Source organism: Staphylococcus sp. AntiMn-1, assembly GCF_001663395.1.
GTDB classification, from domain to species: Bacteria; Bacillota; Bacilli; order Staphylococcales; family Staphylococcaceae; genus Staphylococcus; species Staphylococcus equorum.
In genome coordinates, this window is record NZ_CP012968.1 from 426,502 (window position 1) to 452,941 (window position 26,440).

Consider the following 26,440-nt stretch of genomic DNA (forward strand, 5'->3'; position numbering starts at 1 on the left):
TGAAATGGTCAAAGTATCAGAAACCTCACATTCCAATTTAGGAAAAATAGAAATTGCACCTGAGGTATTAACAGTTATAGCAAGTATTGCAACAGCTGAAATAAAAGGTATACAAGGTCATTTTAAAGAATTAAAGAATAGTAGTATTGAAAAATTCACTAGAAAGCAACTGAGCAAAGGTGTTAAAGTTGATACAAGAGAAGATGGTATCTATATTGATATATATTGTTCATTGTCTTACGGTATCAATATTTCAGAAACAGCGAAAACAATCCAAAGTACTATTTTTAATTCTGTAACAACGATGACTACAATTGAACCTAGCCAAATCAATGTTCATATTACACATATTGAACCAACCAATTAAAATTATATAAGCAAATTTACTTTAAATACATTTTGTAGATATGTAATAACGAATATTTTAATGTATTTGTTATTACGTTTCTCAAATGATTTATAAAAATACAATGCTTGAAGGAGTTTATAATGAGTCGAAAAGAATCCAGAACACAAGCCTTTCAAACTCTTTTTCAACTTGAAATGAAAAATAGCGAATTAACAATTGAAGAAGCAATTAGTTTTATTAAAGATGAAAACCCAGACTTAGAATTCGATTTTATCAACTGGTTAGTAACTGGAGTAAAAGATCATGAAACGATTTTAGATGAAAAAATCCAACCACATTTAAAAGATTGGACACTAGACCGTTTATTGAAAACAGATCGCATTATCTTAAGAATGTCTACTTTTGAATTGTTACATAGTTCAACACCACAAAAAGTGATTATAAATGAAGCTGTTGAGTTAGCGAAACAATTCAGCGATGATGATCATTATAAATTTATCAATGGTGTATTGAGCAATATTGAATAAAAGAGTGATATAAAATGGCAGACTATTTAAGTGTTTCCGCATTAACTAAATATATTAAATACAAATTTGACCAAGACCCACATTTACAATCTGTATTGATTAAAGGGGAACTGTCTAACTTTAAAAAGCATAGCAGTGGTCATCTTTATTTCAATGTCAAAGATAAAAACAGTGTCATTAGTGCAATGATGTTTAAAGGCAATGCTTCTAAAATTGATTTCGATCCTAAAGAAGGTGATGAAGTACTATTAGAAGCACGCGTTTCTGTTTATGAGCGTAGAGGGAATTATCAAATCTATGTTAATAAAATGCATATTGACGGGGTAGGTAATTTATATCAAAAATTAGAACAATTAAAAAAGAAATTAACTAAAGATGGTTTTTTTGATCAAAATCATAAAAAGTTAATCCCTAAATTCCCCAAAAAATAGCAGTGTTAACTGCAGGTACTGGAGCGGCAATTAGAGATATTCATACAACGATAAATAGTCGATATCCACTAGCTGAACAAGTTCAAATTAATACTTTAGTACAAGGTGAACAAGCTAAAAATGATATAGTCGAAAAGATACAACAGGCTGATCAATTAAATGTTGATACAATTATCATAGGTCGTGGTGGTGGTTCTATAGAAGATTTATGGAACTTTAACGAAGAAGATGTTGTGAAAGCAATATATTTTTGTGAAACACCAATCATATCCGCTGTTGGACATGAAACTGATTTTACATTAAGTGACTTCGTAGCTGATGTGCGTGCTGCTACACCAACACAAGCAGCAGTAATGGCTACACCAGATCAATATGAATTACGTCAATATTTAAAGCAAACGAACCTTTCACTCACCCGTTTTATCAAACAACATATGCAACAACAAAGAAAACACTTAGAACATGTATCTTCATATTACAAATTTCAAACACCAACTTTGTTATATGACCAACAAATTCAAAAACGTGATGACTTAGAAAAGCAGTTAAGCCTATCAATGAATTTGAGAATTAAAAATGAACAGCAACAATTACAACTATTAACTAATAAATTTAACTTGAAGAATTTCAAACAAAATATTAATAGAGAACAATTAACAAATAATCAAAAGCGCATAGATTTAAATAAAGTCATGAATAATTTTATTACCAATCAACAAAATAAACTTACTAGTAAACTAGAAAGCTTAAATAATCTCAGTCCAACAAACACAATGTTACGTGGCTATACAATTGTGAATAAAGATGATGATGTAATAACGAGTACGAATGACTTAGCTGAAAATGATAACATTGTATTAACGATGAAAGATGGCGTTGTTGATGCACAAGTTAAGAAAGTAAGGTGTAAAGATGAGTAATAGTAATTCACAAAGTTTTGAAGAAATGATGAAAGAACTCGAAGGCATCGTTCAAAAACTTGATAATGAAAATGTTTCATTAGAAGAATCATTAAATTTATATCAACGTGGTATGAAATTATCTGCCACTTGTGATGAAACATTAAAAGATGCTGAAAAGAAAGTTAATGAGCTCATGACTGATGAAAATGTTGAAAATGAGGAGACGATTGATAACGATGGCGAATAACAAAATGAATAATTTAATAGAAGAAATTAATCAAAAGTTATCTACAACTGTTCCAGAGTCTTCACTCAACACTAATATTGAAGAAAGTATGCGTTATTCTTTAGAAGCAGGCGGTAAACGAATAAGACCTGTCTTATTATTACTAACTTTAGATATGTTATCAAATGAATATAAATCCGGATTATCATCTGCCTTAGGTTTAGAAATAGTTCACACATATTCATTAATTCACGATGATTTGCCACCGTTAGACAATGATGATTATCGTAGAGGAAAACCTACAAATCATAAAGTTTTTGGCGAATGGAAAGCGATACTTGCTGGAGATGCGCTACTTACCAAAGCCTTTGAAATCATTACCAATGACACTAGTCTAACTGATACAGTTAAAATCAAACTGGTTAAACGTTTATCTTATGCGAGTGGGCACTTAGGTATGGTGGGTGGACAAGCATTAGACATGCAAAGTGAAGGCTCATCTATAGATTTAAATACACTCGAAAAAATTCATAAAGCTAAGACTGGTGAGTTACTTAAGTTTGCGGTTATGGCTGCAGTAGATATTGCAGAACCAGAGCAAGCTGTGGCAGATTTGTTAGAAACATACAGTGAACATTTAGGTTTAATGTTTCAAATTAAAGATGATTTACTGGATATCTATGGCGACGAAACAAAATTAGGCAAAGCAGTAGGTAGTGATATTGAAAATGATAAAAGTACTTACGTATCTTTATTAGGTCAAACTGGCGCAGAAGAGAAGCTGAAATTTCACTCTGATGCTGCATATCAGTGCTTAAATGAATTGCCAGAATCATATAATACTCAAGATCTTGAAAGTATTATTGAATTATTTAATAATCGTGAATCATAATACGACACTTTAGATAATTATTTATAACGTTTTCTACCTTTAAATATTGCTCAGTAGAAGAAAACAATTAACTGCTCAAGAAATCATGCTACGTATATGTAGTGTGATTTTTTATTGATTAAATATATATTATTCAATAATTATTCATCAATTCAATAATTTCTTTACATAATATACTAAATTTTCACAACAATTATATGTATGCTTTATAGTGACATTTTACTGATATATAGCATAATTAACGTAATATATTTAACGATATTTCGAATTAACTTTAGTAGTAGAATTCACATGCTTGTGGTAAAATAAATGTATAAATATTCGTTTATAGAGGTGCTATACATGGCTAAAAAATCAGTGAGACATATAAAGATACGAGAAATTATTTCAAATGAAAAGATAGAAACACAAGATGAATTGGTAAAGCGTTTAAATGAGTACGAGTTGAATGTAACTCAAGCAACAGTTTCAAGAGACATTAAAGAATTACAACTTATAAAGGTACCGACGCCTGCAGGACAATATGTCTATAGTTTGCCAAATGATCGAAAATATCATCCTTTAGAAAAATTAGGTCGATATTTAATGGATTCTTTTGTAAACATTGATGGAACAGGCAATTTACTAGTTCTAAAAACATTACCTGGTAATGCTCAATCAATCGGTGCAATTTTAGACCAAATTGACTGGGAAGAAGTTTTAGGGACTATTTGTGGTGATGATACTTGTTTAATTATCTGTAGAGATGATTCTGCGAGCGAAAAAATTAAGACACGCATCTTTAATTTATTATAAGTATAAGGAAGTGATATAAGGATGCTACAAACTTTATCTATTAAGCAATTTGCAATCATTGATGAATTAGAAGTGCATTTTGGTGAGGGCTTAACAGTATTAAGTGGTGAAACAGGCGCAGGAAAATCTATCATCATTGATGCAATTGGTCAACTCATTGGCATGCGTGCTTCTTCAAATTATGTAAGGCATGGTGAAAAGAAATCAATTATTGAAGGTATCTTTGACATCGATGAAAGTAAAGAAGCTATTTCCATTTTACGTGATTTATCAATTGATATAGACGAAGATTTTTTATTAGTTAAAAGAGAAATCTTTAGTTCTGGAAAAAGTATGTGTAGAGTTAATAATCAAATTGTTACACTACAAGACTTGCGAAAAATAATGCAAGAATTGTTAGATATACATGGTCAACATGAAACGCAATCATTATTAAAGCAAAAATATCATTTACAATTATTAGATAATTATGCAGAGGATACATATAAACCTTTGCTTGATGATTATGTATCTACTTTTGATCAATATAGAGCTAAAAAGAAAGAGCTTGAAGATTTGGAAACTGCAGATCAAGCACTACTTCAGCGACTAGATTTACTTAAATTTCAATATGAGGAATTACAGGAAGCACAATTAACTGATGGAGAAGTTTCACAACTTGAAACAGACATTAAACGCATTCAAAACTCTGAAAATTTAAGCTTAGCTCTAAACAATGCACATCTAACATTAACTGATGAACATGCAATTACCGATCGTTTGTATGAGTTAAGTAATCAACTTCAGTCAATTAGTGATATCTTACCTGATAAATATGATCGACTTAAAGAAGATGTAGATCAATTTTATTACACCTTAGATGATGCGAAACATCAGCTATATGATGAACTCACAAATACTGAATTTGACGAACAATATCTTAATGAACTAGAAGCTAGAATGAACGTATTAAATAGCTTGAAACGTAAATATGGTAAAGATATTAGTGAACTCATTGTCTATCAAGATAAATTGGACGATGAAATCAACAAAATTGAGAATTATGAAGAGAGTACGTCACAATTACGTGAAGAAATAGAATCACTTTATGATAAAGTTTTCAGATTAGGTAAAAAATTATCTCAAGAACGTCGTGTTGTAGCTCAGTCGCTGCGAGACAATATTGTGGATGAAATTCAAAACTTACAAATGAAGGACGCGAACTTAGAAATTTCCTTTAAACCTTTAGATGCACCTAACCGTGAAGGCATTGAATTTGTAGAATTTTTAATTAGTCCTAATAAAGGTGAACCGCTTAAAAACTTAAATAAAATCGCTTCTGGAGGAGAATTATCTAGAATTATGCTGGCGCTCAAAACAATCTTTGTAAAAACAAGAGGTCAAACAGCTATTTTATTTGATGAAGTAGATTCTGGTGTTTCAGGTCAAGCAGCACAAAAAATGGCTCAGAAAATGAAAGACCTAGCACAACACATACAAGTAATCTGCATTTCTCATTTACCACAAGTAGCTACAATGAGTGATCAACATTTATTTATTAGTAAAACTTCTAAAGATGATAGAACTACTACTCATGTTAAAGAATTATCCGGTGAAGAACGTATTGATGAAGTAGCAAGAATGATTTCCGGAGCTAGTGTTACTGAGCTTACGCGTCAAAATGCTAAGGAAATGATAGAACAAAATCATCTTAATGATTAATAATGCGAACGTATAAATACTACTTTACTTATATGGAAAGGTGTTGGTTTTCATGCAATATCAACATTTAATTAATCCGACTACAACTTTAAAGGGTAATATAGCCATTTTATATGCAAATGATGAAAAGATGCTCTCAGTCGTGACAGAAGCACTAACTTTAACAGATATAGAAGTGTTCTTATATGATACACATGATTTAACTGAAATCATAAGATCTTTTAATATAGATGCACGATTATTAAACAGAATTCACATTTATACATTTGAAGATGAAAATGAATTATTTAAACAATGTGCACAAGATTTATCACGCGGAAAAGTTTCGATATTAATGAAAGGTAATTTAACGTCTTCCTCATTATTATCTTTTGTTTTAAGTAATAAAAATTTCTTAGAAAATCATGGTTTTCTAAGTCATGTCGCATGTTTCGATATACCGAATTATCATAAAACATTAATGATGAGTGATGTTGCTTTAAACATTTCACCTTCAGTAGAAGAAAAGAGACAAATCATTAAAAATTTATCGCTATTTAGTAAGGCATTGGGTTATGAACAGTTTAAAGTAGGTTTATTATCATCTGTCGAAAAAGTTACAAGAAAAATATCATCTTCTACAGATTCTGAAAAAATCAAAAATATTTTTAATAGAGATTGGGATGATTATTTAATTGTTGACGGTCCTCTAGCTTTAGATAACGCGATAAGCATGGAAAGTGTTATTAAGAAAAATATTAAGTCTACAGTAGCTGGTGACGTAGATGCATTGCTTGTATCGCATATTGATGTTGGTAACGCGTTATACAAATCATTCACATACTTTGCTGATGCACGTGTAGCAAGTCTAGTTTTAGGCGCAAAATTCCCAATTGTACTTACTTCTAGAGCTGATAATAAACAAAATAAACTCGATTCATTGTTGTTAGCCCTAAAAGTTTTAAATTAACCTTGCTATGAAAGCCTCCTTTTACTTGTTGCGATTAAAAATAGGTTATTAATTTTATATTTTGTCTATTTGATGTAAAATATAAGTGGATATTATAAATAGTTTAATATAATCCTTTTATGTGCGATGACTTTTCAATATTGACTACTTATTTCAAATTTGAATCTTGTAAACTAGCCGTTGCATAATAATAAATAAACTATGTTCTCTTAGCAGATAGAGTTAATACTTTCTATTTTATTTTCAATAAAGAAGGTGAGGCAATGTCTCAAATTTTAGTGCTTAATTTAGGAAGCACATCTTCTAAGGTTGCTATTTACACAGATGCGTATTGCAATTATAACGAAACAATACGGCATGATTTTGAAATTACTTCCTTAAATCTGATAGAGCAAATCAAACATCGACGATTTGAAATTGAACATTTTGTGAAAAAAGTAGCTGACGTAAATTTTAGCGACTTTGATGGAATTGCGTGTAGAGGAGGATTATTAAAACCTATACGTGGCGGTGTCTATACAATTAACGAAACAATGTATAATGATCTTCGAACATTTAAATACGGCAACCATGCATCTAATTTAAGTGGTGTTATCGGTTATGAATTAAGTCAAGATCTTCAAATACCTGTTTTTACAATTGACCCTGTAGTTGTAGATGAATTAATGGATATTGCTAGAGTTACAGGTATTAAAGGTATAAAACGAAGGTGTATTTTTCATGCATTAAACCAAAAAGCTGTTGCAAGCTTATATGCAAATACATCCAATAAAACATATAAACAAGTTAACGTTATTGTTGCGCATATGGGTGGTGGTATAACTGTTGGAGCACATAAACAGGGTCTTGTCGTTGATGTGAATGTACGCTTGCTAGGCGAAGGTCCTTTTAGTCCTGAACGTGCAGGTTCGATACCAAATGATTTGTTATATGAATATGGCTATAAACGCAATTTTACACCACAAGAAATGAATCACTTTTTGAGCAAAAAAGGTGGTTTTGTTAATATGTTTAATACAAATGATTTAAAAGGGTTGTCACATAAATATGAATCAGATAATGATGTAAAACTAGCGTTTGATGCTTTAGCATATCAAGTCGCGAAGGCGATTGGCGAACGCGCAATCGTTTTTAAAGGAAACGTTGATCAAGTCATCCTTACTGGAGGACTGAGTTATAATAAAACACTAACATCCTTAATCAATCTTATGTCGATTGGATAGCACCAGTAACAATTTATCCCGGTGAAAAAGAAATGGATGCTTTAGCGACTCGCACATCGCTTGTTTTAGAAGGTATAGAAAGTGCTAAAGTTTATAGTTAGGAGTGCAAGCATGTCAGAAGAAAAATATGATTTAGTAATATTAGGCGGAGGTACAGCCGGTTATGTCTCGGCAATCCGAGCATCTCAACTTGGCAAAAAAGTTGCACTTGTAGAAAAGTCATTACTTGGAGGCACTTGTTTACATAAAGGATGTATCCCGACAAAAGCACTTTTAAAATCAGCAGAAGTTATGCATACAGTTAAAAATTCAAGTGAATTTGGCGTTGATATAAACGATTTTAAATTGAACTTTTCACGCGTTCAGGAACGTAAACATGAAGTCGTAAATCAAATGTTTAACGGTGTGAAACATTTAATGGACCATAATAAAATAGATGTATTTAATGGTACGGGTCGTTTATTAGGACCTTCAATATTTTCACCACAAAGTGGTACTGTTTCAGTAGAATTTGAAGATGGTGAGTCAGAGTTAATCCCTAATAATAACGTGTTGATTTGTACTGGTTCTCAACCAATGGAACTACCATTTTTGCCATTTGATCATAATGTCGTCCTATCTAGTGACGATATTTTAAATCTTGAGCATCTACCAAGTTCTATCGCAATTGTTGGAGGTGGTGTAATTGGTTTAGAATTTGCATCATTACTTGTAGATTTTGGTGTCGATGTATCAGTGATTGAAGCTGGAGAACGTATTCTACCAACTGAAAGTAAATCAGTAGCAAAAGTATTAAAGCAAGAATTAACTGAGCGCGGCGTAATGTTTTATGAAAATACGCAACTAGGTGAAGAAAATATTATAATTGATGAAAATAAAATTACAATAACCCTGAATGATGCATCAATTACATTCGATAAGGCTCTTGTTTCGATAGGTCGTAAACCGAATACTGATGATATCGGACTAAACAATACTAAAATCAAGCTGACTGATAAAAACCATATCACCGTCAATGAATATCAACAAACTGAAGATAAGCATATTTACGCTGCTGGTGATTGTATTGGTAAATTGCAACTTGCACACGTGGGTTCAAAAGAAGGGATCACCGCTATCGAACATATGTTTGAATCATCGCCACTACCGGTAGATTATCTAAAAATGCCAAGATGTGTTTATAGTAAACCTGAAGTAGCGAGTATTGGCAAAAATATAGAACAAGCCAAAGCAGAAAATATTAAAGCACGTGCAGTAAAAGTGCCGTTTAAAGCAATTGGTAAAGCGGTAATTGAGGAAACAGGAAATCAAAGTGGTTTTTGTGAAGTCGTAATCGATCAAGAAAATGATACTGTATTAGGACTGAATATGATTGGACCTCATGTTACAGAACTGATAAATGAAGTATCATTATTCCAATTTATGAATGGTTCAACATTAGAACTTGGTTTAACAACCCATGCACATCCTTCTCTTTCTGAAGTACTAATGGAATTAGGATTAAAAGTTGAGAATAGATCGATTCACGTTTAATAAGGAGGCAATAAAATGTTTGATTATAAATCAGTAGGCTTAGAAAAAGAAGACCTACAAGCAATGTACAAATGGATGGACTTAGGTCGTAAAATAGATGAACGTATGTGGCTACTAAATCGTGCAGGCAAAATCCCCTTTGTCATTAGCTGCCAAGGACAAGAAGCAACACAAATAGGTATGGCTTACGCTATGCAAAAAGGTGATATTTCGTCACCTTATTATAGAGATTTAGCACTTGTAACTTATTTAGGTATGACACCACTAAATTCTATGTTAGCTGCTTTTGGTAAACGTGATGATATCAACTCGGGTGGAAAACAAATGCCTTCTCATTTTGGTCAAAGTGACATAGGCATGCTTTCTCAAGGTTCTCCAGTAGGAACTCAAATTTTACACGCTGTTGGTGCTGCTTTATCCTTGAAAATGGATAAGAAACCGAACATAGCAATGACAACTGTCGGTGAAGGCAGTTCAAACCAAGGTGATTTTCACGAAGGTTTGAACTTTGCAGGAGTACATAAATTACCGTTTATTTGTGTAATCGAAAATAATAAATACGCGATTTCAGTACCTGATTCACTTCAATATGGTGCTGAAAAACTTTCTGACCGCGCCATTGGCTATGGAATACATGGTGAGCATGTGGATGGAAATGATCCAATAGCTATGTATAAAGTAATGAAAGAAGCTAGAGAACGCGCTTTAAATGGTGGTGGGTCAACACTTATTGAAGCTATGTGTACAAGAATGACTGCTCATTCATCTGATGATGATGATAAGTATCGTCCAAAAGAAGAGCGTGATGAACTTAAATCTTTAGATTGTAACCTTAAATTTAAAGCATTTTTACTTGAAGAAGGTTTTATTGATGAAGACTGGTTAGATGATTTAGAGAAAGAACATAAAGAAATAGTCAATCAAGCAACTAAAGAAGCTGAGCAAGCACCTTATCCATCAGCAGAAGAAACTTATACGCATGTTTATGAAGAAGGAGGCTCAAACAATGGCTAAATTATCCTATTTAGAAGCCATCCAACAAGGGCTAGACCAATCAATGGAAAAAGATAATGGCGTTTTCGTATTAGGAGAGGATGTTGGCAAAAAAGGTGGTGTATTTGGCGTCACTTTAGGATTACAAGAAAAATATGGTGAAGCGCGTGTATTAGACACACCATTAGCAGAATCTAATATAGTTGGTACAAGTATAGGTGCTGCAATGTTAGGTAAACGTCCTGTTGCTGAAATTCAGTTTGCTGATTATATTTTACCAGCTACAAACCAAATCATTAGTGAAGCTGCTAAGATGAGATACCGTTCCAATAACGATTGGCAATGTCCGATTACAATTCGTGCGCCGTTTGGTGGCGGAATTCATGGTGCGCTTTATCATTCGCAAAGTGTTGAAGCGATATTTGCATCGACACCTGGTTTGACTATTGTTATTCCTTCTACACCTTATGATGCAAAAGGTTTACTATTGTCATCAATTGAGACGAATGATCCAGTGCTCTTCTTTGAACATAAAAAGGCATATCGCTTACTAAAAGAAGAAGTACCAGAAGACTATTATACTGTACCTATAGGTAAAGCGGATGTTAAACGTGAGGGCGATGATATTACTGTGTTCACTTATGGCTTATGTGTAAATTACTGTATTCAAGCAGCAGATATGTTATCTGAAGATGGAATTAATGTAGAAGTTGTTGACTTGCGAACAGTTTATCCTTTAGATAAAGAAACAATTATTGAACGTGCTAAATTGACTGGTAAAGTATTATTAGTCACAGAAGATAACTTAGAAGGTAGTATTATTTCTGAAGTATCTGCGATTATATCTGAAAACTGTTTATTTGATTTAGATGCACCTATAATGAGACTTGCTGGACCAGACGTTCCATCAATGCCATTTGCACCAACTCTTGAAGACGAGTTTATGATCAATCCAGATAAGATAAAAATTAAAATGCGAGAACTTGCAGAATTTTAAGGAGGCACAATCATGGAAATTAAAATGCCTAAACTCGGTGAAAGTGTGCATGAAGGAACAATAGAACAATGGCTTGTATCTGTAGGCGACACAGTTGAAGAATATGATCCATTATGCGAAGTCATCACTGATAAAGTGACAGCAGAAGTGCCGTCTTCATTTTCTGGAACAATTAAAGAAATTATAGTAGAAGAAGGCGCAACAGTAGCAGTAAATGAAGTCATATGTCTTGTTGATATAGATGATGAATCTCAGGAAACGAACAACCCAATTACACATCAAGCAACAGAATCTAATGAAGCTCAAGATGTTGCTTCAAATGACATAGATGATAATGTGAATAATGCTTCAAATGAAAATAAACCTAAAAACAATGGTCGCTTTTCACCAGTGGTATTTAAACTTGCTTCAGAAAATCAAATCGAGTTATCTGAAGTGATTGGTACTGGGTTTGAAGGTCGAGTTACGAAAAAAGATATTGAAAAAGTAATTAAAAAAGGCACAAACAAAACGCCTTCAACAGTTGTAGCACCTAAAGATTCACCTAAAGTTACAAAACAAGCGTATTACAATGAACCTTCTCCAGGATCATCAATTCCAGTTAATGGCGTTCGTAAGCAAATCGCTCAAAACATGGTAAATAGTGTTAATGAAATACCACATGCATGGATGATGGTAGAATCGGACGCTTCAAATTTAGTGAAAACACGTAATTATCATAAGCAAAGCTTCAAAGATAGCGAAGGATATAATTTAACTTTCTTTGCATTTTTCGTAAAAGCTGTTGCAGAAGGCTTAAAAGCGTATCCACTGTTAAATAGTAGCTGGTTAGATTCAGAAATTGTTATGCATAAAGATATAAATATTTCTATAGCTGTCGCAGATGAAGACAAATTATATGTTCCTGTAATTAAAAATGCAGACGAGAAATCAATTAAAGGTATTGCCCGTGAAATTAATGAGCTTGCTAATAAAGCGCGTAACAAAAAATTACGCTCTGACGATATGCAAGGTGGTACGTTTACTGTGAATAATACAGGCACATTTGGTTCTGTTTCATCTATGGGTATCATCAACCATCCTCAAGCAGCAATATTGCAGATTGAATCTATTATTAAAAAACCTGTCGTAATTGATGATATGATTGCAATTCGCAATATGGTTAATTTATGTCTATCGATTGATCATCGTATTTTAGATGGCCTTCAAGCAGGTAGATTCATGAATTTTGTAAAAACACGTATTGAACAATATTCAATTGAACATACAAGCATATATTAATATATTTAACTCTGTAGAATGAGTGTGAGACTAAAGTTTCACACTCATTTTTCATTTAATTTGCTGAATTAACATATGTTTTATCAATCGTTCACGATATAATTTTTATGAATTTAAGCAATATTATTATATATAATAATCACACATGTTGAAGTATTGCGCATATATTAGTAGAATAAAAGTAATAATTCAGAAATGAAAGGTGACGTTAATATGGATTTAAATTTTGATTTATATATGACTGATGTTGTTAATCAAGCAAGAAATGAAATAGAACAAGCTGGATATGAGCAATTAACATCTCCAGAAGAAGTAGATAAAGTATTACAGCAAGAAGGAACGACACTTGTGATGGTTAACTCAGTATGTGGTTGTGCTGGAGGTATCGCTAGACCAGCAGCAACACATGCTCTACATTACGATAAAACACCTGACCGCCTTGTAACTGTATTCGCTGGTCAAGACAAAGAAGCAACACAACAAGCAAGAGATTATTTTGAAGGTTATGCACCATCAAGTCCATCATTTGCATTAATCAAAGATGGTAAAATTGCTCAAATGGTAGAACGTCACCAAATTGAAGGTCATGACGTAATGGATGTCATCACTCAATTACAAAACACATTCGACACTTATTGTGACGAAAAATAGAGGGACTAACACATGACACGTTTGAATCCATACCGCATCGGATTTAGAACGATAAAGACTGCAATTGGAATGGCACTAGGTATTATTATTGCAAAATTAATCGGTTTAGATAATTTTGCATCTAGTGCCATTTTAGTGGTTCTTTGTATTAAACATACAAAGGTTCATTCGCTACAAGCAATTGTATCTCGTTTTGTATCTTGTCTTATGATACTAGCACTTGGCTCTATTGTTTTTAATTTATTAGGACAAAACGCAATTGTTTTAGGTATTATTGTACTACTTTTTATTCCTTTAACTGTTGTATTTAAAGTTCAAGAAGGTGTTGTTACAAGTTGTGTTATCTTACTTCATGTTTTCAATGCTAAAACGATTGACATGGATTTATTTTTCAATGAAATTATCTTATTAATTGTTGGGCTCGGCATCGCATTCTTAATGAACGTTATTATGCCAAGCTTAGATAGTAATTTAAAACAATATAAACAACAGATTGAAAATCAATTTACTGAAATTTTTCAAATGTTCAGTAAAGCTTGTAAAAATCCAAATCCCAGCTTAGATATATCTTTTGAAAAGTTAAAAGTTACGATTCGCAAAGCTAAATCAATCGCATTTAGAGATGTTAAGAATCACTATGTTAGAAATGAAAATTCTTATTATCATTATTTTGATATGCGGGAAGAACAGTTAGAACTATTACGAAGAATGGCTCTAATCCTTCAAAATATTGAAACCAAAGATTGCTTATTATCCAAAATATCTAATTTATTTGCTGAAGTAGGAACAAATGTAAATAGTAATGATTATACTGCGTTAAGATTGCATTCGTTATATGAAATTCGAATAGAATTAAATGAATTAGACTTACCTACATCACATGAAGCTTTTCGAACGCGTGCAAACCTATTACAACTTTTAAATGAACTTGAATCATATTTATTATTAAAATCACAATTTGGATCATTAAGATTACATAATGATTCTAAAATCACAACAACCTAAATATAAAAGCCATACAAAATTCTTATAATTTAAGGATTTTGTATGGCTTTTATTCATTTTTGTAACTGTATTCTTCGACTATGCATATATTAGTGATTTATCGCTTTAAATAATAAAATAACGTTTAGTTAAAAATTGATGCTTTCAAAATCCATTATGATTAATTCACTAATGGAACAACGCTTGTCAATACCAGTGCAAGAATAATAGCTACTAACATAACTATAATAATAACTCTTAAAACTTTGTTGTTACTCACAGATGATTCCTTCAAATCTAGAATATGGAATTAAAAAATAGATAAAGCACACTGTAAATATCAATATAATTCAATTACAACATATTTAATTTTAAACTATTTTATAATAATATTATATCATATGAATCCTCTAGAATTGAAACATATTAGTTTTGCTTACGGACACATTTCGTTACACTTAAACATAAAGCATATAAAAAATGGAATGGGGATTTTCAAATGATAAATAAACAACGACTCCTAGCTACTTTTTTGGAATTAGTGCAAATTGATTCTGAGAGTGGGAATGAGATTGAAATTCAACAGTTACTCAAATCTAAATTTGCAAACTTAGGGTTAAAGGTAGTTGAAGACAATGCTGGGCAACATGAAAATTTGGGAGCAAATAATTTAATTTGCACATTAGAAGCAACGACAAATGATGACAATATAGATAATATCTATTTCACAAGTCATATGGATACAGTTGTGCCGGGGATTAATGTAAAGCCAATAGTTAAAGATGATGGTTATATCTATTCAGATGGAACTACGATTTTAGGTGCTGATGATAAAGCTGGATTAGCTACTATTTTAGAATTAATTTACATATTAACTGAACAAGACATAGCACATGGTAAGATTCAATTTGTACTTACTGTTTCGGAAGAATCTGGTTTGGAAGGGGCAAAAGCATTAGATACATCTTTACTCGATGCTAAATACGGCTATGCTATCGATGCAAGTGTAGACGTAGGAACAACTGTTATCAATGCTCCCACACAAATGAAAATCAATACTACAATTCATGGCAAAAAGGCTCACGCGAGTGTACCTAACAAGGGTGTAAGCGCGATTAATATTGCCGCTAAAGCTATAAGTGCGATGAAATTAGGTCAAATAGATGAATATACGACAGCTAATATAGGACGTTTTGAAGGCGGGTCTGCAACAAACATTATAGCTGACAAAGTAACACTTATGGCTGAAGCTCGATCACATTCAGACGAAAGTATAAATGCTCAAGTAGCTCATATGAAATCTGTTTTTGAAGAAACAGCAGAAAAATATGGTTGCTCAGCTACAGTTGAAATTATTAATAGTTATCCTGGCTTTAAAATTTCACAAGATGCCATAGTTACTAACGTAGCTAAAGCCAGCGCAATTGCATTAGGATTAACACCGAACACAGTTATGGCTGGCGGGGGATCTGATGGTAATATAATTAATCAATTGGGTATACCTACTGTCATCTTAGGTGTAGGTTACGAACACATACATACAACTGAAGAACGTATGTCAATTAATGCTTTAAATCTTCTAGCAGAACAGCTTATAAAAATAGTTGAAATAACTACTCAAAAATCTGAAAACTGATTAAGTGAATATGAGTGATGCTTTGTGATACAATATATGAGAAAACTTTAATAAGAGAGGTTAGTTAAATGACACAACAAATTGGTGTAGTAGGTTTAGCCGTAATGGGTAAAAACCTTGCTTGGAATATTGAATCACGAGGATATAGCGTTTCAGTTTTTAACCGTTCATCTTCTAAAACAGATGAAATGGTAACAGAATCTGAAGGTAAAAATATACATCCGACGTACTCTATAGAGGAGTTTGTGAATTCTCTAGAAAAACCCCGTAAGATTTTATTAATGGTGAAGGCAGGACCAGCAACAGATGCAACAATCGATAGCTTATTACCATTACTAGATAATGATGATATTTTAATCGATGGTGGTAACACTAATTATCAAGATACAATCAGACGTAATAAAGCACTAGCTGAAAGTGGTGTTAACTTCATCGGAATGGGCGTTTCTGGTGGTGAAGTTGGTGCGCTTACTGGTCCTTCATTAATGCCTGGTGGACAACAAGAAGCATTTGATAAAGTTAAAGACATTGTAGAAGCAATCTCTGCTAAAGCTGAAGATGGCGCTGCATGTGTAGCTTATATTGGACCTAATGGTGCCGGTCACTACGTTAAAATGGTACACAATGGTATTGAATATGCAGATATGCAATTAATTGCTGAAAGTTACGCAATGATGAAAGACTTACTTGGTATGTCACATGAAGAAATTTCACAAACATTCAAAGACTGGAATGCTGGTGAACTTTCAAGTTACTTGATTGAAATCACTGGTGACATCTTCACTAAATTAGATGATGATGGTAATGGTCCATTAGTTGAAAAAATCATGGATACTGCTGGCCAAAAAGGTACAGGTAAATGGACTTCTATTAACGCTTTAGAATTAGGTATTCCATTAACAATTATTACTGAATCAGTATTTGCACGCTTTATTTCTTCAATTAAAGAAGAACGTGTGAATGCTTCGAAACAATTAAATGGACCAAGTACTAAATTTGAAGGAAACAAAGAAGAATTCCTTGAAAAAATCCGTAAAGCACTATATATGAGTAAAATTTGTTCATACGCACAAGGCTTTGCTCAAATGAGAAAAGCTAGTGATGACAATGAATGGAATTTAAAACTTGGAGAGCTTGCTATGATTTGGCGTGAAGGTTGTATTATTCGTGCACAATTCTTACAAAAAATTAAAGAAGCATATGATAATGATACAGAATTACAAAATTTATTATTAGATCCATACTTCAAAGATATCGTAACAAACTATCAAGATGCATTACGTGATGTTGTAGCTACTGGTGTACAAAATGGTGTTCCAACACCAGGTTTCTCTGCAAGTATTAACTATTATGATAGTTATCGTTCAGAAAACTTACCAGCTAACTTAATTCAAGCTCAGCGTGATTATTTTGGTGCGCATACTTACGAACGTAAAGACCGTGAAGGCGTATTCCATACACAATGGATTGAAGACTAATTCACATCTTCATATAACATTATAAAAGACGTGAAGCTACTTCGCGTTTGAAACTACTAGCAAAGTCTACGGACTTTACTAGTAGTTTTTTTATGCAGATTTTCAAAATCAGGCTTACTATTACATTGAGTTAGCAATTAATGTAATTTCTAAAAAATTTAATCCATAATTACAAAAAACACCAACTATGTGCACTCGTTTGCACAAATCCTTTGACTTTCCTTTTATACTTACTTATCATTATAATTATAGACTTGAAAACGCTCCACTTATACACATTAGCAAAGGATGACTTAATCTTGATAACTATAAAGGATGTTGCGAAAGCAGCAAATGTAGCTCCATCGACAGTTTCACGTGTCATCAGTGGTAACAATCGTATAAGTGATACCACTAGAGGAAAAGTATTGTCGGTGATGAAAGAACTAGGCTACCAACCAAATCATGCAGCTAGGACCTTAGTTACAAAAAAATCTAAAACAATAGGTATCATTCAAAAAAGCGGACGTAATGAAACAAGACAAAATCCATTTATCATAGATGTCCTTTCAGGTATATATAAATCATGCAAAGCACATGGTTATGCAACAATATCAACCACAAATGAACAATACGAAAATATAGAATTAGAAGTAAGTCACATGATTTCTTATCATGCAGTAGATGGGTTTATTTTATTATACTCAAAAGAAAACGATGTGATAGAACAGATACTCACTCAACAAAGTATGCCATACGTCGTGGTGGGGAAACCTTTATTAGATAAACAAATCATTCATATAGATAACAATAATGTTGAAGCATCTGAGCAATTAACACGCTATCTCGTAAGTCTAGGGCATACTAAGTTCTTATTTTTAGCTGAACGTGGAAATTATGAAGTTGTTAAAGATCGAATCGAAGGATTTACCAATGTTCTTAAACAACATACACAAAAAGGCCTTATTGAATATTTTGATATGAATTACCAAAGCATAAAATCATACTTTCATCATTTACTCACACATAACGAACTACCTTCAGTCATTATTACATCAGATACGATGTTCAACCATATTGTTCTTAGCGTATTGTATGAATTACAAATTCGTGTACCAACAGATTTACAAACAGCAACCTTCAATGATTCATACTTAACTGAATTTGCAGCGCCACCACAAACTGCAGTCAATATTCATCCTGACTTATTAGGTGAATCAGCAGGCGACGCAATCATTCAATTAATTAGTGGAGAACATATTGTCGATTTTAACAAAGTTATTCCAACAGATATTATCAAAAGGGAATCAACTCAATATTTAAAAAAGGAGCAATAATATGAATAAACAGTGGTGGAAAGAGGCAGTAGCTTATCAAGTTTATCCTAGAAGCTTTAACGATTCAAATAACGATGGGATTGGTGATTTACAAGGGGTTATTGAAAAACTAGATTATATACAAGATTTAGGTATCGATATCATCTGGTTAAGTCCGATGTATAAATCACCAAATGATGATAATGGTTATGATATTAGTAATTATCAAGATATCATGGATGAATTCGGAACGATGGAAGATTTCGATCAATTGTTAGATGGTGTACACCAACGCGGTATGAAACTCATTCTAGATTTAGTAGTCAACCATACATCGGATGAACATCCATGGTTTATAGAATCTAAATCTAGTAAAGATAATCCAAAACGAGACTGGTATATCTGGAAGGATCCAAAAGCTGATGGATCTGAACCTAATAATTGGGAAAGTATATTTAATGGTTCTACATGGGAATATGATAAAACAACTGGTCAATACTATTTCCATTTATTTAGTAAAAAACAACCTGATTTAAATTGGGAGAATAAAGACGTTAAAGCAGCTGTTTTTAACATGATGAACTGGTGGTTTGAAAAAGGGATTGATGGCTTCAGAGTGGATGCAATTACCCATATTAAGAAAACATTCGAAGCTGGGGATTTACCAGTTCCTGAAGGCAAAACATATGCACCCGCGTTTGACGTAGATATGAACCAACCTGGCATACATGATTGGTTACAAGAAATGAAGGATGAATCCTTAAGTCATTATGATATTATGACAGTAGGTGAAGCAAATGGTGTGAATCCTGATAATGCTGATGAATGGGTCGGTGAAGACAAAGGTAAGTTTAATATGATTTTCCAATTTGAACACTTAGGTTTATGGAATACGGGGGATATTAAATTTGATGTTAAAGCATATAAAGATGTGTTAAATAGATGGCAAAAAAAACTTGAAGATATAGGCTGGAATGCATTGTTTATAGAAAATCATGATCAACCTAGACGTGTATCTACATGGGGTGATGATGAAAGATTTTGGTATGAGTCAGCTACAAGTCATGCGGTTGTATATTTCTTACAGCAAGGCACACCATTCATATATCAAGGACAAGAAATCGGTATGACAAATTATCCATTTGAAAGTGTGGAAACATTTAACGATGTTGCAGTAGTGAATGAATATAATATTGTTAAGGCTCAAGGTGGCGATTTAACCGAACTATTAAACAAGCATAAAATGGAAAATAGAGATAATTCTCGTACACCAATGCAATGGTCTAACGGTATAAACGGTGGTTTTTCTGAACATGAGCCTTGGTTCCGAGTTAACCCTAATTACACTGAAATTAATGTATCATCACAGCAACAGGATTCAAATTCAATATTGAATTTTTACAAATCTCTTATACAACTGAAAAAATCACATGATATTTTTACGTATGGTACGTTCAATCTGATAGATGCTGAAAATGAACATGTATTTGCTTATATTAGAGAATTAGATGGGAAACGTGTACTTGTAGTAGGAAACTTAACTGATAAGTCTGCCACATTGGAATTCAATGAAACGATAAATGAAAATAATATTGAATTGCATAATTACAAAGACAACAAATTAAATTTAAATGCATTACGTCCATTTGAAGCTTTTGTAATAGCTTTATAAAAAATTATTATATTTAAGTCTACAAAAAACCTCTAACGATATTTGAATTATTTTGAATTCAAATTATGTCAGAGGTTTTTATAGTTCGTTGTCATGATATTGTTCTTGATCTACAGGCATCCATAGCTGAACTTTAGTCACAGCATCATCAAAAGATAATTCCAAGGGATAAACTTCCACATACAAGCTGTTATGCTCATATGGCAAGGTCATTTGAAGACTTGTTTCGATGTAATACCAAGCTTCGTTAATGACATAGTCTAAATCACCTTGTAAGTTAAATTTAGCATATTGTCTTTCAGGTAGGAAACGGCTTTCTAAGTGAGCAGGGTATCTTTCACTTGGTACACCCACAAATATTTCCATGCCTTGATCTAGTGGACAGTTAACTACGAATAACTCATGTGGACTTACATCATTATAACGTTCAAGCTCTTTTATTTTTCCATCGACTAATAAATCTTCTAAAAAATCAGGCACTTTATATGGATTTTCTAATTCATCTGCATCTAAAAATTGATTGTAACCTACTAATGACAAGCCTTGCGTATCTTCTAATCTGTAATTATAAGGTGCAGTTTCTGTTGTTGTCAGTTTTATATAAAGTCTTGGTTGCATTTTAAGTTCTTCGCGTTTGGTATTAACTTGGATGGGTGACACCCCATGAAAATCACTGAAATCATTGGCGAAGGCGTTTGTATCACTATAATTGTATTTTTTAGCTACATCCACTAAACGACTTGAACCACTAATAATCTCTTTTGCTGCTAAAGTCATTCTACGTGACCTCGCATATTCACTTGGAGACTGACCAACAATCATTTTAAATGATTGATCAAGATGATAAGGTGAAAGACCAACGTAATCACTGAGTTCTTGCAAATGAAAAGGCTCTAGCAAATGATCTTCTATAAAAACAATTGCCTGTTGTATTTGCTTGATAACGTCCAAAACTTTCACTCCTAATTTTCAAATGACTCATTCGTCATCATTGCTTTTAAATTTATTGTTGGAAAACGTTAGCATTGTTTACCTAATTAATTATATTCTACATCATTTCACTTATACTTACATCTCAAAAATATTGAATAGAGTAAAATGTAAATAAGTAAAGTTGTAAAATTTATGTAATTTACTCAATAGATTAAATCATAACACAAAAAAAGGTTAAGAAAAAAGCAACAACACAAGTGATGTTTTACACTTGTGCTGTTGCCTTATGTTATAGAAATATAAACATCTTAATGAATATCGTCCCACCAATGGAAACCATCTCTACTTAAGAGTAATTCACTTTCTAATGGACCGTTTGATCCCGCTTCATAGTTCGGGAATTCAGGTTCATTTTGGTTCCATTCTTCTTGTATTGCATCTACAAATTTCCAAGTAGATTTTAACTCTTCCCAATGGGTAAAGTTAGTAGCATCACCATTTAGACAATCAAATAATAAATTCTCATACGCATCGACAGTATTCATTTTATCTTGTGCACTCATTGCATAAGATAATTGAACAGGTTCTGTTTCAATCCCCTGAACATTTTTCTTCGCATTTAAATGTAATGATACACCTTCATTAGGTTGGATGTTGATGACAAGTAAATTTGAATCTAATTTTTTATCTGTTTCATAATATAAATTCATAGGAACTTCTTTAAACTCTACAACGACTTGAATCGTTTTACTCTTCATTCGTTTACCTGTTCTAATATAAAATGGCACGCCAGCCCATCTAAAGTTATCGACAGTCAATTTACCTGAAACGAAAGTAGGGGTTGTGGAATCTTCAGCAACACGTTCTTCATCTCTGTAACGTTTTACTTTTTGACCATCAATTGTACCTTCGTCATATTGACCGCGAACAAAGTTTTGACGAACTTCTTCTGATTCTAATTTACGCAATGATTTGAGCGCTTTAACTTTCTCAGCTCGTATATCTTCACTGTGTAAACTAATTGGTGCTTCCATTGCTAATAATGCAACCATTTGTAACATATGGTTTTGAACCATATCTTTTAAAGCACCACTTGATTCATAGTAACCACCCCTATCTTCAACACCTAATACTTCTGAAGATGTTACTTGAATGTTAGAAATGTACTTATTATTCCATAAAGGTTCGAACATCGCATTTGCGAAACGAAGTACTTCTATATTTTGTACCATGTCTTTACCTAAGTAATGGTCAATACGATAAATTTCTTCTTCTTTAAAAGAACGACGTAATTGTTCATTAAGTTGCTCTGCTGACTCTAAATCTGTGCCGAATGGTTTTTCGATAACTAAACGTTTGAAACCAGTAGTATCGGTTAATCCAGATGATTTCAAATAATCAGAAATCACACCAAAGAAATTAGGAGCCATAGCAAGGTAGAATAATCTATTACCTTGAAGTTGGAACTCAGTATCTAATTTATTACTCACTTCTAGTAATGATTGATAACTTGCTTCATCACTGACATCATGTTTATGATAAAACACATGTTCCATAAATTTATCAAGATGTTTTGTATCTTTAACATGTTCTTGAATTGATGATTTCACTTGACTACGGAAATCATCGTTTGTTAAGTCTCTTCTACCTATCCCAATGATTGCAACTTGTTCATTTAAGTTTTCTTGTTGATACAAATGGAATAATGATGGAAATAATTTTCTGTGACTAAGATCACCAGTTGCTCCAAAAATTGTTATTAAGCATGGAATATCTTTGTTTCTAGTATTCAAGATCAAAACCTCAATTCTTTTTATAAATCTCTATTTATTATAGACCAATATTCAGTATTGTTCCTACAATTTTGCTCGGAAGTATTTAATTTTAATATATTTTTTATTCTTTTGTGTGATAAAATGTGAACAAGAAGAGGAGGCATATGCATGGAAATCACATTTTTTGGCACGAGTGCAGGTCTACCAACCAAAGAAAGAAACACCCAAGCAATTGCATTAAATTTAGAACCATACTCAAATAATGTTTGGTTATTTGATGTGGGTGAAGGGACTCAACATCAAATACTGCATCATTCAATCAAATTGGGTAAAGTTGATCATATTTTTATTACACATATGCACGGGGATCATATATTTGGTTTGCCCGGACTACTAACGAGTCGTTCATTTCAGGGTGGAGAAGGTAAGCCACTCACTGTAGTTGGACCAAAGGGTATTCAACAATTTATAGAGACGGCCTTACAACTATCTGAATCCAGATTAAATTATCCAATCACATACATAGAAATTGAAGAACAATTAAACTACCATCACAACGGTTTTAATGTGAACGCGCATCTATTAAATCATGGGATTACATCTTATGGCTACAGAATTGAAGCGCCTTATACCCCGGGGAAAATTGATGTTCAAGCCTTAAAGGATATTGGTTTGGAACCGGGACCTAAGTATCAAGATATTAAAATTAATGAAACTTTTGAACATAATGGATTAATTTATGATTCTAATCAATTTAAAGGCGATGCTGTTAAAGGTCCTGTTATCGCTATATTTGGCGACACGATGCCTTGTAAAAATGAGTTGTTAATTGCTCAAGATGCAACAGTAATGGTACATGAAAGTACTTATATAGAAGGAGATAAAATGTTAGCAAACAATTATCACCACAGTCATATTGACGATGTATTTGATTTAATTGATGAAGCTCAAGTTGAATATAGTTTAATTACACACATAAGTAATCGCTATACAAAAGAAGAAGTAGAAACGATCAGTCAGTCATTAAAATCACGAGACACAACACCACCATTCATGTTTGTTAACGATTTTGATTCATGGTCATTTTAATTACAGCTAATTTAAAATAGTAATATAGATATATAACGAAAGCGCAAGTTCTTAATTTAGGAACTTGCGCTTTCAAGATATCAACAGTGCCTTTAATATATATTGACATTATGTTACTCCATGTTTTGTGCACACTTTCCACGAGTTTAGTTGTAAAATAAAGTGATGAAATATTACGAAATTAAAATAACACTAATTCATATGCAACATACAATGAATTAGTGTTATTATTTTATATTTATAAATGAGTTAAAATAGCACTTGTATTTATACTTTAATTTAACTAATCGTCATCTTGACTTGATAATTCAATACTTCTATTAACAGCAGCGCGTAAACAATCTTCGAACACACCTTCAATATCATGTTCTGATAACGCATTTAAGCCTGCTTGGGTAGTACCACCTTTAGAAGTTATATTTTTTCTCAATTGTTCCATACTCAATTCAGATCGTTCAATCATTTTACTTGTCCCTATAATTAAATTACGGATAGATTCTTCGACTTGAGATTTCTCTAAACCTAGTTGCGTGCCCGCAGTAACATATTGTTCGAATACGTGATATAAAAAGGCTGGACCGCTTCCTGTAATCGCAGTAACTTGATGCAAGTTATCTTCAGAAACTTCTATTGCTGAACCAAATGCATTGATTAAATCATCAACTTCTTCTTTAGATTTTGGTCCAAAATTATTAGAAAAACTAATACCTGTTACAGAATGACCTACATGCGCATTTGTATTTGGCATAATACGAGCAATTGGATTATCAGCACCAATTTTTTCGCGAATATAGCTTATTGGTAAACCAGCCATAATAGAAATGAATTTATTATTTTCTGTTACATTAGGTCTAATACGCTCAGATAATACATCAAAATCATAAGGTTTTGTACCTAAAAATACATAATCAGCATCTTTTAATAATGCTTCATCATCATAACTATAATTCACACCTAATTTTTCTGCATAATCTTTAAGTGCAACTTCGTTAGAACGATTTGTTAAATAAATATTGTTAGAATCAATCACTTTTGAATTAACGATACCTGTAAAAATGGCATGAGCCATGTTACCAGCACCATAAAATACTAGTTTCATGTGAATATTTCACTTCCTCTTAGTTTTTATGTTTCTATACTAACATAGATTTATAATATAACTAATATTTATATTATATACATGACATACCATAGCCATTTCAATTATACTAACTGTACATTGACAAAGGGTAGGGATAATTATGATTGGCAAACATTATATTTTAACTGGAGGAACGAGTGGTTTAGGTAAAGCAATATTAAAAATACTATTAAAAAAAAGAGTGTTTGTGACAGTAATCGTACGTAATCCACAAAAATTAGATGATATTATTGCGCAATATGGTACAGAACATTTATCAATCATACAATGCGACTTACAATCACAAGCTCAAATTCTAAAGCTTAAGCATCATCTTCAAGACCAATCAATCGATGGTTTAATTTATTCATCTGGGTTAGGTTATTTTAAATCAATAGAACAACATAGTATTGATGAAATGTTAGAAACGTATACTTTAAATATAATGAACTTCAATATACTTATGACTGCAATACAACCATTTCTAAGCACTCATCCATCTATCGTTGGTATTGGCAGCCAGTCTGCTTTTTTAACACAAGCTTATGCTGCACATTACGGGGCAAGTAAAGCAGCTTTTAACCAAGTCTTGAATGCACTTCGCATTGAAAAGCCCAACTATCATGTCTTAACTGTAAATACTGGTCCCATTGCTACACCATTTCATGAAAAGGCAGATCCATCTTTAGCATTTGCACAAAAATATAAAAGTATCATGCTAGATTCAGATAAATTGGCTCAGCAAGTCGTAAAAGGGATGCTCACGAACAAAACAGAAATTAACGAACCTAAATGGATGCATTTTATGTTAAAACTGTATCAACTTGCACCACGCTTTATCGAAAAACATTTCACTATGTTGTTTAAAAATAAAGCTTAATTACTACTATTCTATTTATCTATTATGAACTTAAATGGCAATATAAAAAGAGTTAGCTGTACTTTAACGATAATAGATGAAGAACATGACATCTACTTTCACAAGCATCAAACTAACTCTTTTTAGTG

23 protein-coding genes and 2 pseudogenes are annotated in these 26,440 nt (G+C 32.5%); 21 read left to right on the top strand and 4 right to left on the bottom strand.

What is annotated here, in order from left to right; translation table 11 throughout:
• Window positions 1-4: 4 nt before the first annotated feature.
• The 15 genes and pseudogenes from AOB58_RS02200 (at window position 5) to AOB58_RS02270 (ending at window position 14,455) form a co-directional block, all read left to right on the top strand.
• Window positions 5-367, top strand: coding sequence for an Asp23/Gls24 family envelope stress response protein (locus AOB58_RS02200; protein ID WP_021339240.1), 363 nt, complete (start codon window positions 5-7; stop codon window positions 365-367).
• A gap of 122 nt (window positions 368-489) precedes the next feature.
• On the top strand, window positions 490-876 hold the full coding sequence (nusB, locus tag AOB58_RS02205; protein WP_002507522.1) for a transcription antitermination factor NusB: 387 nt from the start codon (window positions 490-492) through the stop codon (window positions 874-876).
• Window positions 877-890: 14 nt separating this feature from the next.
• Window positions 891-2,227, top strand: a pseudogene (gene xseA / locus AOB58_RS02210) (exodeoxyribonuclease VII large subunit).
• Window positions 2,220-2,456: an exodeoxyribonuclease VII small subunit gene (locus tag AOB58_RS02215; protein WP_002507524.1), complete on the top strand. Its 237-nt coding sequence runs from the start codon at window positions 2,220-2,222 to the stop codon at window positions 2,454-2,456. Before xseA ends, AOB58_RS02215 begins: the two are co-directional and overlap by 8 nt.
• Window positions 2,446-3,327 (top strand): polyprenyl synthetase family protein, encoded by an 882-nt coding sequence (locus AOB58_RS02220; protein WP_021339238.1) that lies wholly within the window; start codon window positions 2,446-2,448, stop codon window positions 3,325-3,327. Before AOB58_RS02215 ends, AOB58_RS02220 begins: the two co-directional genes overlap by 11 nt.
• Window positions 3,328-3,669: 342 nt before the next feature.
• A complete protein-coding gene (gene ahrC, locus AOB58_RS02225; RefSeq protein ID WP_002507526.1) occupies window positions 3,670-4,122 on the top strand; it encodes a transcriptional regulator AhrC/ArgR in 453 nt (150 codons plus the stop codon).
• Between the two features lie 21 nt (window positions 4,123-4,143).
• Window positions 4,144-5,823: a DNA repair protein RecN gene (recN, locus tag AOB58_RS02230; protein ID WP_064782893.1), complete on the top strand. Its 1,680-nt coding sequence runs from the start codon at window positions 4,144-4,146 to the stop codon at window positions 5,821-5,823.
• A 52-nt stretch (window positions 5,824-5,875) separates the two neighbouring features.
• Window positions 5,876-6,772: a phosphate acyltransferase gene (locus tag AOB58_RS02235; RefSeq protein ID WP_021339236.1), complete on the top strand. Its 897-nt coding sequence runs from the start codon at window positions 5,876-5,878 to the stop codon at window positions 6,770-6,772.
• Between the two features lie 263 nt (window positions 6,773-7,035).
• A pseudogene (buk, locus tag AOB58_RS02240) lies at window positions 7,036-8,096 on the top strand (butyrate kinase).
• A gap of 10 nt (window positions 8,097-8,106) precedes the next feature.
• Window positions 8,107-9,528: a dihydrolipoyl dehydrogenase gene (gene lpdA / locus AOB58_RS02245; RefSeq protein ID WP_064782894.1), complete on the top strand. Its 1,422-nt coding sequence runs from the start codon at window positions 8,107-8,109 to the stop codon at window positions 9,526-9,528.
• A gap of 15 nt (window positions 9,529-9,543) precedes the next feature.
• On the top strand, window positions 9,544-10,542 hold the full coding sequence (locus tag AOB58_RS02250) for a thiamine pyrophosphate-dependent dehydrogenase E1 component subunit alpha (protein ID WP_002507531.1): 999 nt from the start codon (window positions 9,544-9,546) through the stop codon (window positions 10,540-10,542).
• Complete coding sequence (locus tag AOB58_RS02255; RefSeq protein ID WP_064782895.1) at window positions 10,535-11,518, top strand: alpha-ketoacid dehydrogenase subunit beta; 984 nt, start codon at window positions 10,535-10,537, stop codon at window positions 11,516-11,518. The genes AOB58_RS02250 and AOB58_RS02255 overlap by 8 nt, the downstream gene beginning before the upstream one ends.
• A 12-nt stretch (window positions 11,519-11,530) precedes the next feature.
• On the top strand, window positions 11,531-12,799 hold the full coding sequence (locus tag AOB58_RS02260; RefSeq protein ID WP_064782896.1) for a dihydrolipoamide acetyltransferase family protein: 1,269 nt from the start codon (window positions 11,531-11,533) through the stop codon (window positions 12,797-12,799).
• 213 nt (window positions 12,800-13,012) lie between these two features.
• Window positions 13,013-13,450 (top strand): bacilliredoxin BrxB, encoded by a 438-nt coding sequence (gene brxB, locus AOB58_RS02265; RefSeq protein WP_002507534.1) that lies wholly within the window; start codon window positions 13,013-13,015, stop codon window positions 13,448-13,450.
• Between the two features lie 12 nt (window positions 13,451-13,462).
• Window positions 13,463-14,455 carry an aromatic acid exporter family protein gene (locus AOB58_RS02270; RefSeq protein ID WP_021339231.1) on the top strand — a complete coding sequence of 331 codons (993 nt, stop codon included), beginning with the start codon at window positions 13,463-13,465 and terminating at the stop codon, window positions 14,453-14,455.
• Between the two features lie 160 nt (window positions 14,456-14,615).
• Here AOB58_RS02270 and prli42 read toward each other — a convergent pair whose 3' ends face one another.
• Window positions 14,616-14,714, bottom strand: a complete 99-nt coding sequence (gene prli42, locus AOB58_RS13520; protein WP_002512439.1) for a stressosome-associated protein Prli42 — start codon at window positions 14,712-14,714, stop codon at window positions 14,616-14,618.
• Between the two features lie 219 nt (window positions 14,715-14,933).
• Here prli42 and AOB58_RS02275 point away from each other — a divergent pair, with 219 nt between their 5' ends.
• From AOB58_RS02275 to AOB58_RS02290, 4 genes are all read left to right on the top strand, one after another.
• Window positions 14,934-16,070, top strand: coding sequence for a M20/M25/M40 family metallo-hydrolase (locus AOB58_RS02275; RefSeq protein ID WP_064782897.1), 1,137 nt, complete (start codon window positions 14,934-14,936; stop codon window positions 16,068-16,070).
• A 68-nt stretch (window positions 16,071-16,138) separates the two neighbouring features.
• Complete coding sequence (gene gndA / locus AOB58_RS02280; protein ID WP_021339229.1) at window positions 16,139-17,548, top strand: NADP-dependent phosphogluconate dehydrogenase; 1,410 nt, start codon at window positions 16,139-16,141, stop codon at window positions 17,546-17,548.
• 299 nt (window positions 17,549-17,847) lie between these two features.
• The gene (locus tag AOB58_RS02285) at window positions 17,848-18,864 is read left to right on the top strand and encodes a LacI family DNA-binding transcriptional regulator (RefSeq protein ID WP_064782898.1); all 1,017 of its coding nucleotides are present in this window, start codon (window positions 17,848-17,850) and stop codon (window positions 18,862-18,864) included.
• Between the two features lies 1 nt (window position 18,865).
• Window positions 18,866-20,515, top strand: a complete 1,650-nt coding sequence (locus tag AOB58_RS02290; protein WP_064782899.1) for a glycoside hydrolase family 13 protein — start codon at window positions 18,866-18,868, stop codon at window positions 20,513-20,515.
• A gap of 78 nt (window positions 20,516-20,593) precedes the next feature.
• On the opposite strand, the gene AOB58_RS02295 is transcribed toward AOB58_RS02290, so the two are convergent.
• Window positions 20,594-21,466, bottom strand: coding sequence for an AraC family transcriptional regulator (locus AOB58_RS02295; protein WP_002507540.1), 873 nt, complete (start codon window positions 21,464-21,466; stop codon window positions 20,594-20,596).
• A gap of 290 nt (window positions 21,467-21,756) precedes the next feature.
• The gene (gene zwf / locus AOB58_RS02300) at window positions 21,757-23,241 is read right to left on the bottom strand and encodes a glucose-6-phosphate dehydrogenase (protein WP_002507541.1); all 1,485 of its coding nucleotides are present in this window, start codon (window positions 23,239-23,241) and stop codon (window positions 21,757-21,759) included.
• A gap of 150 nt (window positions 23,242-23,391) precedes the next feature.
• On the opposite strand from zwf, the gene rnz reads away from it, so the two are divergent.
• Window positions 23,392-24,312 (top strand): ribonuclease Z, encoded by a 921-nt coding sequence (rnz, locus tag AOB58_RS02305; RefSeq protein WP_002507542.1) that lies wholly within the window; start codon window positions 23,392-23,394, stop codon window positions 24,310-24,312.
• A 283-nt stretch (window positions 24,313-24,595) separates the two neighbouring features.
• On the opposite strand, the gene proC is transcribed toward rnz, so the two are convergent.
• Complete coding sequence (proC, locus tag AOB58_RS02310; protein WP_002507543.1) at window positions 24,596-25,411, bottom strand: pyrroline-5-carboxylate reductase; 816 nt, start codon at window positions 25,409-25,411, stop codon at window positions 24,596-24,598.
• A 142-nt stretch (window positions 25,412-25,553) separates the two neighbouring features.
• On the opposite strand from proC, the gene AOB58_RS02315 reads away from it, so the two are divergent.
• A complete protein-coding gene (locus AOB58_RS02315) occupies window positions 25,554-26,312 on the top strand; it encodes an SDR family NAD(P)-dependent oxidoreductase (protein WP_021339226.1) in 759 nt (252 codons plus the stop codon).
• Window positions 26,313-26,440: the final 128 nt, after the last annotated feature.